This window comes from Halopiger djelfimassiliensis, assembly GCF_000455365.1.
GTDB classification, from domain to species: Archaea; Halobacteriota; Halobacteria; order Halobacteriales; family Natrialbaceae; genus Halopiger_B; species Halopiger_B djelfimassiliensis.
The window spans coordinates 816,143-830,029 of sequence record NZ_HG315686.1; the positions used below are offsets into that span (position 1 = coordinate 816,143).

A 13,887-nucleotide genomic window follows, 5' to 3' on the forward strand; every position below is an offset into this window, starting at 1 on the left:
TCTCTACCTGTCCAACACCCTGCCCGACCCGTCAGAAATATCAGAGGAAAGACATTTAGACGTTGATATTATAAATAGTAGTAATGTCAGTAGTAGACCAAGATGGGCCACTAATCGCTATAGCTCTGCTCTTAGTGGCCTACGCCATCATCTGGCAAGGTATAGCTGACTGGGCGGCCGCCCTCCCAGTTGGAGCGCAAGTACTGATTGTCGCTGTCCTCGGCATTGCCGGCCTATCCCTGGCGGGAGGTGATGACTGATGCTACCAATAGCACTCGGAGGAGCGAAAGCAGGGGCATCAGCCATCCGACCACTCGCCGCGCTGGTCCTCGCCCTCGCTATCCTCGACGTGACGGGTATCGTCCCATTCGAGATGTGGTTTACCTGGGCGTGGCAGCTGCTCGTGGCCCTGTTCGAGCGCCTCGCGGCTGAAGCACTCGGCCTCTCCGCCTATCCGGCGGGTGGTGGGCTGTGACTCGCAGGGCCGTCACGGGGGTCTTCCTCGCCATGATGCTCCTCTCCGTCCTTGCGGTCGCACCGGCAGCTGCGGCTGACTACGAGGACTGCGAGCTTGACGACGATGTCGAGCAGTACCGTACCTGCCTCGCAGACTCGGTGACGCACGACCAAGTCCTCGACTGGACGCAGGAGGACCCAGACGACCTATCACAGAAGCAGATTGACGCCGTCTACGCCGTCCCACTCGACGGATTCTCCGACGAAGAAATGGAGCAAGTGTCCAACTGGATGGTCGAGGAGAAGACTGGAGTCGACCCGAGTGAGGTCAACTTCAATAATGACTCCCTCGACGGGCTGCGCAACCGACTCGACGACGCAGGCAGCGTCGAGGACGCCCGCAACCGGGTTGATGGATGGGTAGACACTCATACCGAGACAGGACACGAGGAAGACGGTGAGACAACCGTTGAGAGCGACGAGAATGTTGCGGATGGGTCAGAGGATGATACCAGTAGCGAAGCTACTGAGACAGCTGTAGAGGAAGTTTCAGGTAACGGAGTGGACTGGGACTCCTCTGTCATCTACGAGGTTGGCACGCTCCGAGTAATCGAAGAGGATTGGAGTGAGGGCTACATCGTCATTGAAGCCGACCGGTCACAGGAAATCACGTTAGCGAAGAAGTCCTCTATCACCAGCACGACCGGTACGTACGAAGAGATTAGCATCGACTCAGATGAGACGCTCCGCATCGACCTCGACGAGGCGAGCTGGTACAGTATTAGCTCGTCAGGCGAGTTTCGGGAGCGGACCAGTTCGCTGACGCTGCGGCTGTTCCAAACGGCCGCTACGTGGAGTTTCGTCCTACGGACGTTCCTCGTGACGCTCGTGGGGATGTCGGGGCTGATGTACTATATTCACTGGCGGAAGGAGCGCAAGCGCAACAAGGGCGCACGCAGCGAGCTGAGCGGGGAGTACATCGAGAACATCCCCGCGCATACATCGGACAAAGCGGACGACGATGACGCCGACGAGGCGGGTGAGAGCGAATGATGCTCTACATCGCTGGTACAGTGCTAGCCGTGGCGGTCATCGCGGCCGGGACGTACCTGTTCGAGCGGGAGGATGTGGTCGAGGGTTACCAACGAGTGCGGGAAGAGGTACTCGACACCCTCTCGCAGCCGTCTAAGCTGCTGACGTGGGGCCTCATCCTGTTCCTCGTCGACCTAATCCTCGGCGGGCCGGTCGTGGTGCGGCTCAACGCCCTGTCGCTGGCGAACCAGCTGACGTTTATCGTGGCCCTGTGTACGCTCATCATCGGTTACAAGCCCGCACAGTACCTCCACGCCCTTATTTGGAGTTCGAACGACATCCACCTGCTCGTCGTCAACCCGACCTGGAGAGGCTACGTGGACCTTGTCTCGATGTCGCCAGAGGTGCGCGACCAGTACAGCATCACCGGCGCGGACTCGCTGTACCGTAAGCCCATCCCGCTCGCAGGCGAGATATACATCTGCTGGACGATATACACCGACACAAAGGAAATCGTCAGCACGTGGAAGGCGATGCCTGACCCCGTGGAAATCGAGGAGGAAAAGGGCGCGCTGGAGTCGATGCAGCGCATCGTCGAGGACAAGTTCGACGACTGGCGCGACGACCTCCATCTCTCTAACTACCGGAAGAAGGTCGCGCGAGAGGACGCCGAAATCGCCGTCGCCCAACTGTGGGACGAAGGCGAGCGAGTCACGGGCGAGATGACGCTCAAAGAGCTGTACGACCGTGCTGAAGAGGAGGATATAGACCCTGGGGAGGTCACGGTCACCCTTGAAGACCAAGAGCAGATGCCAGGGGCGGCTGCAAACGATGCCCACCAGGGCGGTGAGACGGCATGATTAGCAGCTCTAAGCTGCGCGAGTCACTCCCCTCATTCAGGCTGCCTGTGCTACAGGATGCGGGCCTCATCCCGCCCGAGGAGCAGGAGTGGTTCGACCTCTACCGGCGGACGTACTCGGAGGGGCAAGGCGTCCACTACGAGACGGGTGAGCCCGCTGATGAGTACCACGAGTCAAAGACCTACGTCGACAGGGCACTCCCAGTCATTGAACGCCAAGTTGCGAGTGCCGTCAGGAACGGGAACGAGTCTGTTATGGACTTCATCCGCGGCCTTGACGGAGACGATGGTATTGACATCGCATACTGGGAAGAGTACGAGAAAATCAAGGACCTATTCCGTCAAGAGCCGCGCTACACTGACTTCACGAACTCCATCTTCCAGTGCGTGATTTACTCGTCGGCCGTCCCCCCGACCGGGCGCGGGAAGTCGAACACGATGTACACGCTCGTGGAGATGGCTCAGACCGTCTATCCAAACCTACGAGTCATCACGAACAACACTTCCGACGACTTCGAGACTGCGCCCGAACAGTGGGAAGACATCGAGAGACTCGTCCGAAGCGATGACGGCTGGAAGCTCCTCTGCATCGATGAGGCGGCACAATTCCTGCAGTACGCCGACCAGAGTGGCGGTAAGACCGTTTCCCAGTGCCTGAAGCTCCTCCGGCATAACCACTGCCACCTGTTGATGGTCGGCCACACGGGGATGGACATTCCGGCTGACATCCGCCGGCAAGTATTCTTCCTCGACAAGCAGAGCCAGAAGCAAGGCGTCTTCGGGTATGGAATCACCTCGAACGACATCGGGACGATGGAGGTAGCCAACGAGTTGTTCAAGGTCTCGAAAATCCCGCCCACGAACCTTGACTACGACGATATAGACGACGAAGGAATCGAAATCAAGTTCGATGGTGGGGGAGTTACTAGCGAGTACATCGTTGAGGGCCTTGTCCGCGAAATAGGGCAGGTTAGCGACGAGATTGCCAAGATAGAAGAGTTAGAGGAGAAGCGTCGAGACCTCATCCGGGAACTTGACGAGGAAGGGGACCTCACCATCCGAGAGATTGCGGATGCGGCAAATGTGTCGAAATCCAAGGTTTCGAACATCCTCTCCGAGGAATTCGAATAGCCGTCCACGGGTTGGACAGCCCACATTCTGGCTGCCGCGCATAATCGACAGACAGTGAGCCGTTCGCCGAGTGGACGATTCCACCTGCACAGATACCCACCCTCTACTACGTAGAGGGTGACTATTCTCGGGCCGACCTCGTTGCGCTCGCGCCCGCTAAGACCTACCGTTGGTGCAGCCGCCAACCCGGGGAATACGGGGTAGAATAGGGGTTATTCGTCGTATCGCTCCATTTCGAGCCGCTTCTTCACTCCCGATACCGTTGCTCCCTCCGTTTGCCGGAGCGTCTTTAACGCCACCTCAACCAAAAACTCCAGCTCCTCGACCTTCTCTTCGAGGTCTCCACTCGCGCCCGTGTCTCCGTGTTGGGTGGCTGTTCGGGCCGCGAGAGCGTCGAGGCGGTTCTCGTGCCGGTCGAGACGGCCGTGCAGCTCCTCGAACTCAGACTTAGTGACCGTGACGGTCTGCTCGTCCTGGTCCTCGTTCTCGTTGAGGAGGTTACCGCCGATGTTGCCCTTCCGAATCCGCTGCTCGGCCTCGTCAGTGAGTACGGCGATGCGGGGCGGGAAGCCACCGTTGGGAGCTTCATCCGCTGTCTCGATGCGGATGAGGCCGCGCTCCTCAAGGTCTGGGAAGTAGTACTTAATCTCGCCCCGAGAGAGGCCTGCGTCTGCTCGAATCTGGGAGGTCGTAGCCTCTCCTCCGTGGCGCACCACCGACCGGAGGAACTCGATGTGCGTGTCGTTTAGGTCTGTCATACAAGTGTCACTATAGCCGAAGACTATTGGTTTACCCCTCAGGTTGCAACTACGCCATCCTAGGAGGCTACCCACTAGGATGTCCTCTGACGACCTCCTAGGGGGCGACGGTCTAACGACATCCCCATCGCGCGCGGACCTTTCACCACTGGCGCGAGGTGCGGGCCAGAAGTAGACGAGCGACTGTTGAGGGCGAGGGCCGAACAGCGCAACCCAACCCCGAATCCAAGGGAGGGGAATACCTTTAGAAATGGCAGTCAAGAAACAAGTATGGCAGCATCAGACCGAAGCGACGACGCACAGGCACGACGAGAACAGCTGACCACCGAAGAGCGACTCCAGCGACTGGAGAGTGAAATGGAGTTCCTCGACGAGGTCAGCATCGACCAAGGAAGCAGCCTCAACTTCCTCAACGACGAGAACAACGAGCAGTGGGACGAGATTATCAGCCTCCAACAGGAACTTGTAGAGCTTGAGAGCCGAGTTCACGAACTGGAGAACATGGGCATAGTGTTCCGACATTTACTCAACCTCGACGGTGTGAAGCCAGCGGGCCGCGCCGGAGACATCCGCGAATGCAACGGCGACCCCGACTGCGAGGTCTGCAACGACGAGGACCTAACTGACATCGACATCATCGGCGACGACGTAGAGTACATCGACTGACACCGCCGCCCCATTTCCCGAGAACCTGGCCCACGAGCAGCCGCTACACCGGCGCGGTGAAATAGGCGATTGTGAACGAGAGACCGACGTAGACTATTGCTCCGACAAGGAGGGCAGCTACGACCCGCCCGCTACGCAATGTGAGGACCGAGCTAATGGCAGCGATGAACACCGCGAACAGAGCCTCTGCGTGCGACGTAGGGGCGAGCGTAACGGTGAAAGCGTAGATGAAGCGGGCGATGGAGCCCCCAGCGGCCGAGGAGCTGGATAAGTCCCCGAACCAGAGGAGGAATGCACCCGCTACCCCGACGACAACCACCATAGCGACACTCAATGCCTCTTCTGGGTTAGTCCCGCCCCTCGTTCCCATACCCGAACTACAACATCACGATATATGATAATTTGGACGAGATAGAGATACAGCTGCTACCGACTGTACAGTAGTTTTAACCAATCTCGTACCTACCGGTTGGGTAACTGACTATGCCATCTTGGGACGGAGGAGATGTAATCGATTACGACGGGAACGAATTTGCTGTCGGGGAGCAATTGGAGGTCTCCACCCCAGACGCTCAATACGCCGAGATTCTCCGCATCGGACATTATACACGTACGAATGCTGACCCACTCACAGGATATGGGCAGATGAAGCCAACTTGGAGTTACGACATCGGCGTCTTTGACGAGGATGGAGAGATGGTCCGACGACTGGATTTAGAGGAAAACGAGGTACTGGAGCGTATCGAGGACGGCGAGTGGGAGCGCCGCCGAGAACAGTCCTCGCTGGATGACTGGGGTTCCTAACCCTCGTCTCGAATCCCAAATGCCGCTTCCTTGAACGATGGGAACGCCTCAGGTCCCCACTCCTCTTTCTCTGATTCCACGGTCATAAGGCCCTGATTCTCACCGGTCATAGTCTTACCAACGGGCGCAACAGCCATAGTACTCCCGACCAGCCTGTAAGCAGGGAAGTGTCACAAATAGTTTGATACTCCCACCGTCGAAACCCGGGTGTATGTCCGAAGCAGACACCGACGAACAGTTAGACCAATTCCTCCAACTCGTCGAGGAGAAGACCGGCGAAGAGCCACTCCCCGACCCACACCTCGGAGACATCTGCTGGATTATGATACACTACCCCATCGAGTTCCAGGGCGAGACGTTCCGCGCCGAATTCGACATCAACATCTCCGAAGACGGTGTCACCCCGCAATGGGGCGAAATCCTCCTCGACCTCCCGGACGAGGAGCGTGTGGCAATCCTAAACGACGTTGACATTACAGACCGAATCGGATACGCAGAGGGAGTAGAAGCACTCTACGAGTTCCAGGCGTCCAAGGACCAGATACCCGAGCTGATGGACGACCTCCAAGCGGCCCACGCCAAAGTCTACGGGTAGTCTGTCTACAGGAACAGGAACACGACGTGGGCGACGCCAGGCTATATGTCCGAGGTAGGTGATTGAGGAGCTACAGGTTACTGCAGACTGATTCTGACCTCCTCTATCACTGGAAGTCTCCGAAAGTAGCCTGCCCTCGCTCCGGCCGCTTCCACGTATTTGGTGATTTAGTATTCTCTTCCTCTTCTTCAACCTCCTCGCGCCCTCTGCCCTTTTGGTCATCTGACTCGGTCGAGTTTTCCTGTTCGTCATCTGTCTCATCTTCACGGAGGAGTGGAGCAGGGATGTAGTGGGAAGCGTCTTTCACGTAGGCGATTTGGCGACCAACGTGGTCGGTTAAGACGAACTCTGGTCTATCGGTGAACTTGTCGAAATCAACTTTGGTCCATCTGTACTGAGGCAGAATTCCTCGACTCAAGTGAGCATACATCATGTAATACCTATCTTGAGCGAGCCATTTGGGGAGATGAAACCGGGCTTGAACCTCGGGTACAGTCGGTTCCACGTCTAGCTCGAACGGCGGTTCCCACTCTTCAGCATCGGGAACCATCCAAACGAAGACCTTGTACGCATCATCCTCAATCTCTTCCCGGGTGAGGATGCAGCGGTCGCTCTCGAAATCACACTCGTACGCCCAGAACACGCTGTAACCAAGTCGATGGTAGTCGTGCTGAACCCAGTCAGCATCCTTATCCTCGTTCTTGTGCTGGACCTCAATTATGATACCCTTCCCGAATAGGGGGTCTGGCTCTTCAAATTCAAGAAGAACATCTGCCCTCCGGTACTCAGCGGGGCTTGGAATTTTACCTAAGTCCAGTGTAACCTCAGGTTCGCAGCGTTTCCATTCGGACTCGTCGTAGAGTTCTTTCAATCGAGAGGTGGCCAGAGAAACCCATTTACGGTGAGTTTCTGATTCTCCCCCTCCGCCTCTTCCCGAACAGGACTTACTATCCGCGGATGAGTTGTGAACGAAGTGTCGGGCTCGACCGTCTGAGGTTGGGCCACGAGGATGCATCTCGCCGCCGCAGTCGATACAGGTGACTTCTTCTCCGTCCTCGACCCCCTCCGGGATTACTCGCTCTCCGTCTTTCTCCCCAATCCACGGCATATTCGGCAAGTATCCAAGAAGCAGCATTAACTTTCTGCTCAGATGGAATGTTGGTTGAGCATGGAAAAGCAGGAGCACGATGTGAGTGACGCCAGGCTATATATGACAAGTCTCTCGTCGGAATCTATCGGAAACAATGACAGAGACGCTGAGAGACCAGATTTGGGACGCTACGATGGAGAAACTCGTCGCCGAAGGCAAGCTTAAGGCCGCCCACGTGATGGTCCATTGCGGGCTGGACGAATCCCAGCGACAGACTGTCCGGCGTACACTGCGGGCACTCGAAGAAGACGGCTGGCTCGAACGGGATAGCCCGCAATCTGGCATCTGGCGAATCGGCTGGAAAGGCCGGATGCTTCTCGACGTAGATGACGAGACTATCGAGAACTCACAAACCTAACGAGAAGTCACGGCTGCCGATTCAGCACGTCGCAATTGTCGAGGATTTTACGCTCCCTGATGTCCCGGCGAAGAATAGTCTCCGCCCACACTGAGAACGGAGTGTCCTCGGGACGGCCAACCCGGTCAATCTCTCCCTGCAGCATCCGCTCGACGAACTCCTCGAACGTCTCGTCGTTATCGAGTTCTGCGAACTCGTCACGGAGGTCGTCGATGTTCTCAACCTCGCTGATGTCGTGGTCTAAGACTGCCATACTGCGTCCGTCACCACCGCCCACAATAATATTGTCTATTTGATATGTGGGCACGTGGTCAGACGGTCACGTGACCACGTGGGCACGCCGCCGATAACCACCGATAAACCTTAAGTCCTATAAGATAAGTGATAGGTATGGGCGTACCCGATACCCGAGTACAGGTTCGCTGCTCTCGATGCACCACGACCCTCGTCGTGCCCCGCCAGTGCATCGACGCTATGGCCGAGTGTCCCGTCTGCGGCTACCTCCCCGAGGAAATCCGCGAGACGTACAAGCAGTAACGATGCGGGCCACGCTCACCCTCTGGGTGGTTCTCACCGCCCTCTTCGGCGCGACTCTCACCCTCGCCGGGTGGCTCAACCCGCTCGACGGCATCACGCTGGGCATCGCCTGCCTGGTCTTTGTCGAAGCCGCGAACGGCGACGCTCTCGCCGGTGGTCAGCGTGACTGACGCTTGGCGGCCAGTGTGCAAGCCCGATATTCTGCTCTACGTTGATGGGGATGCAGAGCCACGGTGCTGCCCGTGGTGCGAGTCTTGGTGGTGTCTCGAACAGGTAGACGCCGGTGGTGGAGAATGACCCGTCACGGACGCCAAGCCCGCCTCTTCGAACCGTACTGGGACGACGAACAGACTGTTATCGACGAGTGGGCGGCCACCCGCCAAGAAAAGCAATGATAGGGACCGTGACGAACCATCCATGTCCCGGATGCGGAACTGTTCTCCTGCGATGGGGCGAGGAACTCTCCTGCCCGGCCGCACACTGTCGCATCCGAATGGAGGGCTGCGACTGCCTCGACAGCGGGCTGAGCGACCATTGATTCACTCACGGGCCGAGAGCGCCCGAGAGCTGGCGGTTACCAACGATTCAGGAGCTTCTCAACGTAGTAATCGACCCACGATGGGTAGCGGAGCCATCGTAGCACGGGCAGACCGACCGTCCACCCGCATCGATGGCAGATGAGGAACCGGTCGCCGTCGAGGCGGCGAACGTACGCTTGACAGTTTGGGCACGTGCCCTCGTTCCGAGTGGTATCGTAGTAGTCGGATTTGAGTTGCCGGTAGTACTGCTCGCCGAACTCGATTTTGTAGACCCAGGTATCGCCGTTGACAGTGAGGTAGTCGTCCTCAAATTTCAGCTGCCACCCGTCGTTCTCGTAGACCTCGCGCACCCAGCGCGGCGGGTCTTCGAGCCGCTCCCACGACATACGTCGTGGATTCTCCCACATTGTGATAAGTTCACCGACCAACCATAACGACTTTCTATATTCTCTGGAAAGTGGAGTGTATGCACAATATAGACGGTGATGCGTTGGATTCACTCGGAACGAGTGCAGATGAGCTTGCTGCCATCGGCCAACTGCTCAACCGGCCGCGACTCGCACACATCTGGTACACTCTCTACGTAGAGGGAAACATCGTCCAAGAGGGTGACAACCCGTTTCTCTGGGATGGGCTAACCGTTTCCGAGCTGGAAGAACACCTGAAGGTCCCCCAATCGACGCTGTACAACGACATCGAGGAACTCGTCGACATCGGCGCAGTAGAAGTGGCCTCAGAATCCCAACCAAAAGGGTACAAGGCCACTTTTCTTGAGGCAGAGGGGGACATCGTCGAGGAAATCGATGAAGAAGATGCAATCGTCAACCCTCCGCTGATTGGACTGGTCGGGCAAGCATACGTCGATGAGAAGGTTGAAGAATTCCTCGACGAACACGGACACGACGCTGTCTGGGAGGCACTCTTGTTCTACAGAGCGAAGGGTGGTAGTCAGGCAGAACTCGGATACACTGACCTCATCCCTGACATCCCTGACGACCAGTTGGAGTCGATTGTGCCCTCGCTACGACATATCCTCCGGCAGATGTCACGAGACCCGGTCTGGGGCGGGGATTACTCAGAGGTGTTGGAGTCGGCTCAGTAGCCCGTCGGAGAAACTCGTAGGAATACGACATCAGCGGAATACCTTTGCACTCTGCGAACTACTATCAAGACGCCTTCACGAGTGGTCGGGACCAACGCACACTCAGTCGGGCGGCCCGCCGCCCGCTTTTCCGTGTCGTAGAACCAGCGATAATCCGACACCAACCTGTCAACCGACACACCTTAGACATATAACATATATTACCATTGTATGGCAAAGTCAACTGACAGCGACGAAGAGACCTACGAACTGACCCGCGAGCAGGTCGAACTATTGGTGACCGACATTGGGCCGGAACGCCGTGACCAAGGAGCGTTCGCCCTCGTAATGACCGCCGCCGGTTTGGGGCTGATGGTTGATGCCTCCGAGGTAACAATGGCCGTCGTAGGGACGCTACTCTTCAGTTTCGGGCTCTACTGCGCCATCCAGTTCGACAAGTACGAAGCCGACCTTGACGACTTGGCGTTCGCGCAGTCGTTCGACGAGTGGGCCGAGTCCGGTGGTCGAGATGACTGACGATTTTGACCCCGACGAGGTGGACATCCCCGACTCGGCCGCCCCCTTCGAGGAGGACCAAGAGCGAGTCATCCGCGAGGCGTACTGGGACTCGTACGAGACGAAGTACTACGACGAACTCTCCTTCGACTGCCCAGAGTGCGGGAGTCGGATGAACTTTATCGGCGACCAGCGGTTCAAGTGTCCGAACTGGCGATGCCGGGAAGAGCGGGACGTGGAGCTGGTGCGCGCCGGTGGTCGAGATGAGTAACATCGAGGTTGAGTACGCAGGCGAGGTCGAGAGGATGGGTTTTGTTCAAGATGTAGTCTGGTCCGCAGGACGCCAAGCCAAACAGCTAGCCCACTTCATCCTCTATGGGCCGCGCACCTTGGACGACCTGTAGCTCGTGTCGTAGAATAGGATACTCGGCGACGCCCGGTGTGCCCTCGACGCCCGTGGACCTTCTCACACCCGCCTGAATCCTACTACAGTAGACCCTTGATGCTGCCGGTGAGTTTAACGAGGAGCCAAACGATGGCGTATAACATCGTGTAGAGGCCCAACAACCACGAAGCCAAAACAACCAGTGTCGACGCTCCGAGCAGGAGGAGTAGTGCCCCAAGGAGGGAGCTTCCGATTCTCACCGGCAGCGAACTTGGGTCCGGTGCGGTACCCAAGAACGATTTACCCTTACTGTAGGCACCTGTTGTGAGTCTTCTCGCGGTATCTCTCGCAGCATCAATCGGAGTCGGTAGAGTGTCTAGTATGCTCATAACAAGCGTGTATCTATCATCAGAGATTTTTATACGTCTAGGATGGTAATTCAGAAACATGGACACAGGCCTGACCAACCGAGAGGAGTATGTCCTGACGAACGGGAATCATCCTGGTGCAGTTGAGAAGGGGTTTGAGTGGCTTCAAGAGGAGTGGCAAGACCCGGAGAACAGAGATACAGTAATCGCTGTCCCGAGCAAAGGAAACCTCGATAACATCCGAGACAGCCTAAAATCACTTCTCGGTGAAAGCGGGTTTAAAGACCTCAAGAGCAGCGACAACTACACTAATCTCGGAGAAGGCGTTCATCTCCACACAATGACGAAACGCATTCGTCCGAATAGATGGGATGGAGGGCCGGTATTGGCATTATTTGTCGATGACGAGCAACTGGAAGAGATAGACGAACTACGTGGGACTACATCAATTCTGGCGGTCCCTTGGCGGAGAGAGGATGTTAGCGATTGGGAAGACCGGTGGTCACCAGAGGTAGTCCAGTTTGACCCCAACGAGAACTGAAGTATAGCTAGTGGCCTACCCGAGCAGTATTGTCAGTTTGGGTTTCTCCTTACAGAAAACCAAACTCAATCCCGAAATCACCCCTATATCCACCCCAAACCGGGGCAGATTCGGCCCGTTCTGCAGATGCCAAAACTGACGCAAGACCTATAGTATCGGAAATCCAATCAGTTGCTATGCCAGACACTCAGACCGTCCACCGGTACATCGGCATCGGAGAGGTGGACAAACTGCGCGATGCCGCCCACGACCGAGACCTCCGGTACAACTCGCTCGGCCGCCGGCTGCGCGACGAGGTCCTCGTCGTCCTCGGCATCGACCTCGGCCTCCGCGCCGTCGAACTCCACCGCCTGAAGCGGTCGATGTTCCGACTCAATGAGGGCGAGGTGATGCTCCCCGGCGCGATACAGAAGGACTATCCTGTCGAGGACGCCAGCCCGAAGCCCGCGACGCTGCGCCTTGACCCATACGACCATTTCGGCACAGTGCGGTTGCTCCGCTCGTACTTCGCCTCCGAGTGGTATCAGGAGCGCGACAGCGACTACGTCTTCCCGTCGCGCCAATCCGACCAGATGACAACCGAGTCCATCAGGAATACCATCGAAGACCTCGCCGTCGAGGCCGATGTCATAGTCCACCGGACGGACGGCGAGCCCGCCAACCCTGAGGAACTCCACCCGCACGCCCTCAGGCACAGCGTAGCAAACTATATGCTCGCTGCAGACGCCAACCTCGTCGAGGTGCGGAACAGACTCCGGCACCGGAGCATCAACACCACCGAGAGAGTCTACGACCACTTCCAGAGACGGTGATTCTACTTCTTGGCAGACGAAAAACCGTCCGAGCTAGGAGACAGAACTTAAAAGTAGCATTCTGAGAATGTGCTACCATGGGGAATGACGAGGGGCTAACAAAAGATGAGTTAAACCGTCTCTATTACGACTATTCACCAGTTAGCGAATTCCTCAGAGAGGCGGTTCAGAAGACACAACCCCATCTCCTATGGTTCATCTTCGGAATATTTCTCGTGCAACCGGTGTTACTGGTGTCTGCTGACCAACCATTATCGGAATTACCTGTATTGGGATGGCATCCTGGATTAGCCCCCTTAGCAGTGACTACCATCGGTTGTTCACTTCTGATTTACAAATTTCTGCTAATCCAAGAGCATTCTCTCCATAGCCAGCCCCCGTTCAATACGCCTGAATGGATTTCTAAACAACGGATAGCACTTCTCTTCCTCTCAGTTACATTCGCCCTCACGATTCTCATACCGTTATTTCACGGCATGAACATACCAGAGGGGAAGCCAGCGAGTCCATTCAACGACACATTCCTGCAACTCAGCGGTCTCGCGGTCCTCCTATCCTACAAATACATCTCCAAGGTTTTGTGGGATATGCTAGAACTCACCAAGAATGAGTTTCGGGCATTTGGAGTCATGCTTCTCGCACTTGCAGTTGTTATGATTTCTTCACTCAATTTCCCAATGTTATCCAGTGTAGACCTCTCTCTACGGCAAAATGCCAAGATGATGGTTACATCTGGACTCATAATTGCATCACTCTATGTCGGAGTCTCTAGGCAGCTCAATAGTCTTCGAGAGTCTTACCCAGAAGATACCGGGAGCCCTCAATCTCGACCGTTGGCTATCCTTCGAGAAAGTCGATTAGTCTCAGTCGGAGCTGGAACCATCGTGGGTATCGGTCTGCCTCTCGCTGCTTCGGTCGAAACTGCACGAAATGCTGGCGTAGAGTACGGTGACATGCTCATCATTGACCATCTGATAACGGGGTATATGAGTGCAGTACTCGGTATTGTTGCTCTCGTCTGGTTCTATCTTGTCCTCACAGTAGTGATTGCAGCACTGTTAGGAGTTACCGGCATTCTTGGACGAGTCACAGTACGGTTCCACAGCCGCCTACAAGAGTTTAAGTAGCAAGCCACGGCCAACCGCGGCCATGCACCCTCGCCTTGGAGACCGTGTACGAATTGACGTTCCCGACGAGACAGACCCCGACTTCCGTTGGCATGGCGAGCCCGGCTTAGTCATCAACATCACTGAGAGCGAGCTGGGTCCCATCTACTCCGTCGGTCTCGAAAACTACTCC

General features: G+C 56.5%; 22 protein-coding genes. 17 read left to right on the forward strand and 5 right to left on the reverse strand.

Annotated features, from left to right (window positions below; translation table 11 throughout):
* Positions 1-83 precede the first annotated feature (83 nt).
* Genes TX80_RS19110 through TX80_RS14885 form a run of 5 tightly spaced genes read left to right on the forward strand, consistent with a single transcriptional unit; the run spans position 84 to position 3,478 of the window.
* Positions 84-260: a hypothetical protein gene (locus TX80_RS19110; protein WP_154658672.1), complete on the forward strand. Its 177-nt coding sequence runs from the start codon at positions 84-86 to the stop codon at positions 258-260.
* Entirely contained in the window at positions 260-475 is a 216-nt protein-coding gene (locus TX80_RS14870; RefSeq protein ID WP_049923929.1) for a hypothetical protein, read from the forward strand. The genes TX80_RS19110 and TX80_RS14870 overlap by 1 nt, the downstream gene beginning before the upstream one ends.
* On the forward strand, positions 472-1,509 hold the full coding sequence (locus TX80_RS14875) for a hypothetical protein (protein ID WP_049923931.1): 1,038 nt from the start codon (positions 472-474) through the stop codon (positions 1,507-1,509). The genes TX80_RS14870 and TX80_RS14875 overlap by 4 nt, the downstream gene beginning before the upstream one ends.
* On the forward strand, positions 1,506-2,348 hold the full coding sequence (locus TX80_RS14880) for a hypothetical protein (protein ID WP_049923932.1): 843 nt from the start codon (positions 1,506-1,508) through the stop codon (positions 2,346-2,348). The genes TX80_RS14875 and TX80_RS14880 overlap by 4 nt, the downstream gene beginning before the upstream one ends.
* Positions 2,345-3,478 carry a winged helix-turn-helix transcriptional regulator gene (locus TX80_RS14885; protein WP_049923933.1) on the forward strand — a complete coding sequence of 378 codons (1,134 nt, stop codon included), beginning with the start codon at positions 2,345-2,347 and terminating at the stop codon, positions 3,476-3,478. Before TX80_RS14880 ends, TX80_RS14885 begins: the two co-directional genes overlap by 4 nt.
* Positions 3,479-3,690: 212 nt before the next feature.
* Here TX80_RS14885 and TX80_RS14890 read toward each other — a convergent pair whose 3' ends face one another.
* Complete coding sequence (locus TX80_RS14890; RefSeq protein WP_049923934.1) at positions 3,691-4,236, reverse strand: MarR family transcriptional regulator; 546 nt, start codon at positions 4,234-4,236, stop codon at positions 3,691-3,693.
* 270 nt (positions 4,237-4,506) lie between these two features.
* On the opposite strand from TX80_RS14890, the gene TX80_RS14895 reads away from it, so the two are divergent.
* Entirely contained in the window at positions 4,507-4,902 is a 396-nt protein-coding gene (locus TX80_RS14895) for a hypothetical protein (protein WP_154658673.1), read from the forward strand.
* Positions 4,903-4,945: 43 nt separating this feature from the next.
* Here TX80_RS14895 and TX80_RS14900 read toward each other — a convergent pair whose 3' ends face one another.
* The gene (locus TX80_RS14900; RefSeq protein WP_154658674.1) at positions 4,946-5,224 is read right to left on the reverse strand and encodes a hypothetical protein; all 279 of its coding nucleotides are present in this window, start codon (positions 5,222-5,224) and stop codon (positions 4,946-4,948) included.
* Positions 5,225-5,385: 161 nt separating this feature from the next.
* On the opposite strand from TX80_RS14900, the gene TX80_RS14905 reads away from it, so the two are divergent.
* Positions 5,386-5,706, forward strand: a complete 321-nt coding sequence (locus tag TX80_RS14905) for a hypothetical protein (RefSeq protein WP_049923937.1) — start codon at positions 5,386-5,388, stop codon at positions 5,704-5,706.
* 211 nt (positions 5,707-5,917) lie between these two features.
* Positions 5,918-6,301, forward strand: a complete 384-nt coding sequence (locus tag TX80_RS14910; protein WP_049923938.1) for a hypothetical protein — start codon at positions 5,918-5,920, stop codon at positions 6,299-6,301.
* Positions 6,302-6,407: 106 nt separating this feature from the next.
* On the opposite strand, the gene TX80_RS14915 is transcribed toward TX80_RS14910, so the two are convergent.
* The gene (locus TX80_RS14915) at positions 6,408-7,409 is read right to left on the reverse strand and encodes a hypothetical protein (protein ID WP_154658675.1); all 1,002 of its coding nucleotides are present in this window, start codon (positions 7,407-7,409) and stop codon (positions 6,408-6,410) included.
* A 136-nt stretch (positions 7,410-7,545) separates the two neighbouring features.
* Between TX80_RS14915 and TX80_RS14920 the strand changes: the two genes are divergently transcribed.
* Complete coding sequence (locus tag TX80_RS14920) at positions 7,546-7,809, forward strand: hypothetical protein (protein WP_049923941.1); 264 nt, start codon at positions 7,546-7,548, stop codon at positions 7,807-7,809.
* Between the two features lie 7 nt (positions 7,810-7,816).
* On the opposite strand, the gene TX80_RS14925 is transcribed toward TX80_RS14920, so the two are convergent.
* A complete protein-coding gene (locus TX80_RS14925; protein WP_049923943.1) occupies positions 7,817-8,062 on the reverse strand; it encodes a hypothetical protein in 246 nt (81 codons plus the stop codon).
* Positions 8,063-8,199: 137 nt separating this feature from the next.
* On the opposite strand from TX80_RS14925, the gene TX80_RS19830 reads away from it, so the two are divergent.
* Both TX80_RS19830 and TX80_RS19120 read left to right on the forward strand, forming a co-directional pair.
* Positions 8,200-8,346: a hypothetical protein gene (locus TX80_RS19830; protein WP_154658676.1), complete on the forward strand. Its 147-nt coding sequence runs from the start codon at positions 8,200-8,202 to the stop codon at positions 8,344-8,346.
* A gap of 2 nt (positions 8,347-8,348) precedes the next feature.
* Entirely contained in the window at positions 8,349-8,516 is a 168-nt protein-coding gene (locus TX80_RS19120; RefSeq protein WP_154658677.1) for a hypothetical protein, read from the forward strand.
* 404 nt (positions 8,517-8,920) lie between these two features.
* On the opposite strand, the gene TX80_RS14930 is transcribed toward TX80_RS19120, so the two are convergent.
* The gene (locus tag TX80_RS14930; RefSeq protein WP_049923944.1) at positions 8,921-9,271 is read right to left on the reverse strand and encodes a hypothetical protein; all 351 of its coding nucleotides are present in this window, start codon (positions 9,269-9,271) and stop codon (positions 8,921-8,923) included.
* Between the two features lie 80 nt (positions 9,272-9,351).
* On the opposite strand from TX80_RS14930, the gene TX80_RS14935 reads away from it, so the two are divergent.
* The 6 genes from TX80_RS14935 to TX80_RS19125 all read left to right on the forward strand — a co-directional run bounded on the left by TX80_RS14935 (position 9,352) and on the right by TX80_RS19125 (position 13,715).
* The gene (locus TX80_RS14935) at positions 9,352-9,987 is read left to right on the forward strand and encodes a helix-turn-helix domain-containing protein (RefSeq protein WP_049923945.1); all 636 of its coding nucleotides are present in this window, start codon (positions 9,352-9,354) and stop codon (positions 9,985-9,987) included.
* 210 nt (positions 9,988-10,197) lie between these two features.
* On the forward strand, positions 10,198-10,503 hold the full coding sequence (locus TX80_RS14940) for a hypothetical protein (RefSeq protein WP_049923946.1): 306 nt from the start codon (positions 10,198-10,200) through the stop codon (positions 10,501-10,503).
* Complete coding sequence (locus tag TX80_RS14945; RefSeq protein ID WP_049923947.1) at positions 10,496-10,753, forward strand: hypothetical protein; 258 nt, start codon at positions 10,496-10,498, stop codon at positions 10,751-10,753. Before TX80_RS14940 ends, TX80_RS14945 begins: the two co-directional genes overlap by 8 nt.
* A gap of 561 nt (positions 10,754-11,314) precedes the next feature.
* Complete coding sequence (locus TX80_RS14950) at positions 11,315-11,776, forward strand: hypothetical protein (RefSeq protein ID WP_049923948.1); 462 nt, start codon at positions 11,315-11,317, stop codon at positions 11,774-11,776.
* Positions 11,777-11,952: 176 nt separating this feature from the next.
* A complete protein-coding gene (locus TX80_RS14955) occupies positions 11,953-12,588 on the forward strand; it encodes a tyrosine-type recombinase/integrase (protein ID WP_049923949.1) in 636 nt (211 codons plus the stop codon).
* Positions 12,589-12,665: 77 nt separating this feature from the next.
* Positions 12,666-13,715: a hypothetical protein gene (locus TX80_RS19125; protein WP_154658678.1), complete on the forward strand. Its 1,050-nt coding sequence runs from the start codon at positions 12,666-12,668 to the stop codon at positions 13,713-13,715.
* The last annotated feature ends 172 nt before the right edge of the window (positions 13,716-13,887 follow it).

Coding starts and splice junctions, on each gene's coding strand:
- TX80_RS14925 (WP_049923943.1), bottom strand. CDS start 8,062: ATGGCAGTCTTAGACCACGACATCAGCGAGGTTGAGAACATCGACGAC.
- TX80_RS19110 (WP_154658672.1), top strand. CDS start 84: ATGTCAGTAGTAGACCAAGATGGGCCACTAATCGCTATAGCTCTGCTC.
- TX80_RS14900 (WP_154658674.1), bottom strand. CDS start 5,224: ATGGTGGTTGTCGTCGGGGTAGCGGGTGCATTCCTCCTCTGGTTCGGG.
- TX80_RS14950 (WP_049923948.1), top strand. CDS start 11,315: ATGGACACAGGCCTGACCAACCGAGAGGAGTATGTCCTGACGAACGGG.
- TX80_RS14910 (WP_049923938.1), top strand. CDS start 5,918: ATGTCCGAAGCAGACACCGACGAACAGTTAGACCAATTCCTCCAACTC.
- TX80_RS14905 (WP_049923937.1), top strand. CDS start 5,386: ATGCCATCTTGGGACGGAGGAGATGTAATCGATTACGACGGGAACGAA.
- TX80_RS14870 (WP_049923929.1), top strand. CDS start 260: ATGCTACCAATAGCACTCGGAGGAGCGAAAGCAGGGGCATCAGCCATC.
- TX80_RS14940 (WP_049923946.1), top strand. CDS start 10,198: ATGGCAAAGTCAACTGACAGCGACGAAGAGACCTACGAACTGACCCGC.
- TX80_RS14955 (WP_049923949.1), top strand. CDS start 11,953: ATGCCAGACACTCAGACCGTCCACCGGTACATCGGCATCGGAGAGGTG.
- TX80_RS14885 (WP_049923933.1), top strand. CDS start 2,345: ATGATTAGCAGCTCTAAGCTGCGCGAGTCACTCCCCTCATTCAGGCTG.
- TX80_RS14915 (WP_154658675.1), bottom strand. CDS start 7,409: ATGCCGTGGATTGGGGAGAAAGACGGAGAGCGAGTAATCCCGGAGGGG.
- TX80_RS19120 (WP_154658677.1), top strand. CDS start 8,349: ATGCGGGCCACGCTCACCCTCTGGGTGGTTCTCACCGCCCTCTTCGGC.
- TX80_RS19830 (WP_154658676.1), top strand. CDS start 8,200: ATGGGCGTACCCGATACCCGAGTACAGGTTCGCTGCTCTCGATGCACC.
- TX80_RS14945 (WP_049923947.1), top strand. CDS start 10,496: ATGACTGACGATTTTGACCCCGACGAGGTGGACATCCCCGACTCGGCC.
- TX80_RS14895 (WP_154658673.1), top strand. CDS start 4,507: ATGGCAGCATCAGACCGAAGCGACGACGCACAGGCACGACGAGAACAG.
- TX80_RS14935 (WP_049923945.1), top strand. CDS start 9,352: ATGCACAATATAGACGGTGATGCGTTGGATTCACTCGGAACGAGTGCA.
- TX80_RS14880 (WP_049923932.1), top strand. CDS start 1,506: ATGATGCTCTACATCGCTGGTACAGTGCTAGCCGTGGCGGTCATCGCG.
- TX80_RS19125 (WP_154658678.1), top strand. CDS start 12,666: ATGGGGAATGACGAGGGGCTAACAAAAGATGAGTTAAACCGTCTCTAT.
- TX80_RS14890 (WP_049923934.1), bottom strand. CDS start 4,236: ATGACAGACCTAAACGACACGCACATCGAGTTCCTCCGGTCGGTGGTG.
- TX80_RS14930 (WP_049923944.1), bottom strand. CDS start 9,271: ATGTCGTGGGAGCGGCTCGAAGACCCGCCGCGCTGGGTGCGCGAGGTC.
- TX80_RS14920 (WP_049923941.1), top strand. CDS start 7,546: ATGACAGAGACGCTGAGAGACCAGATTTGGGACGCTACGATGGAGAAA.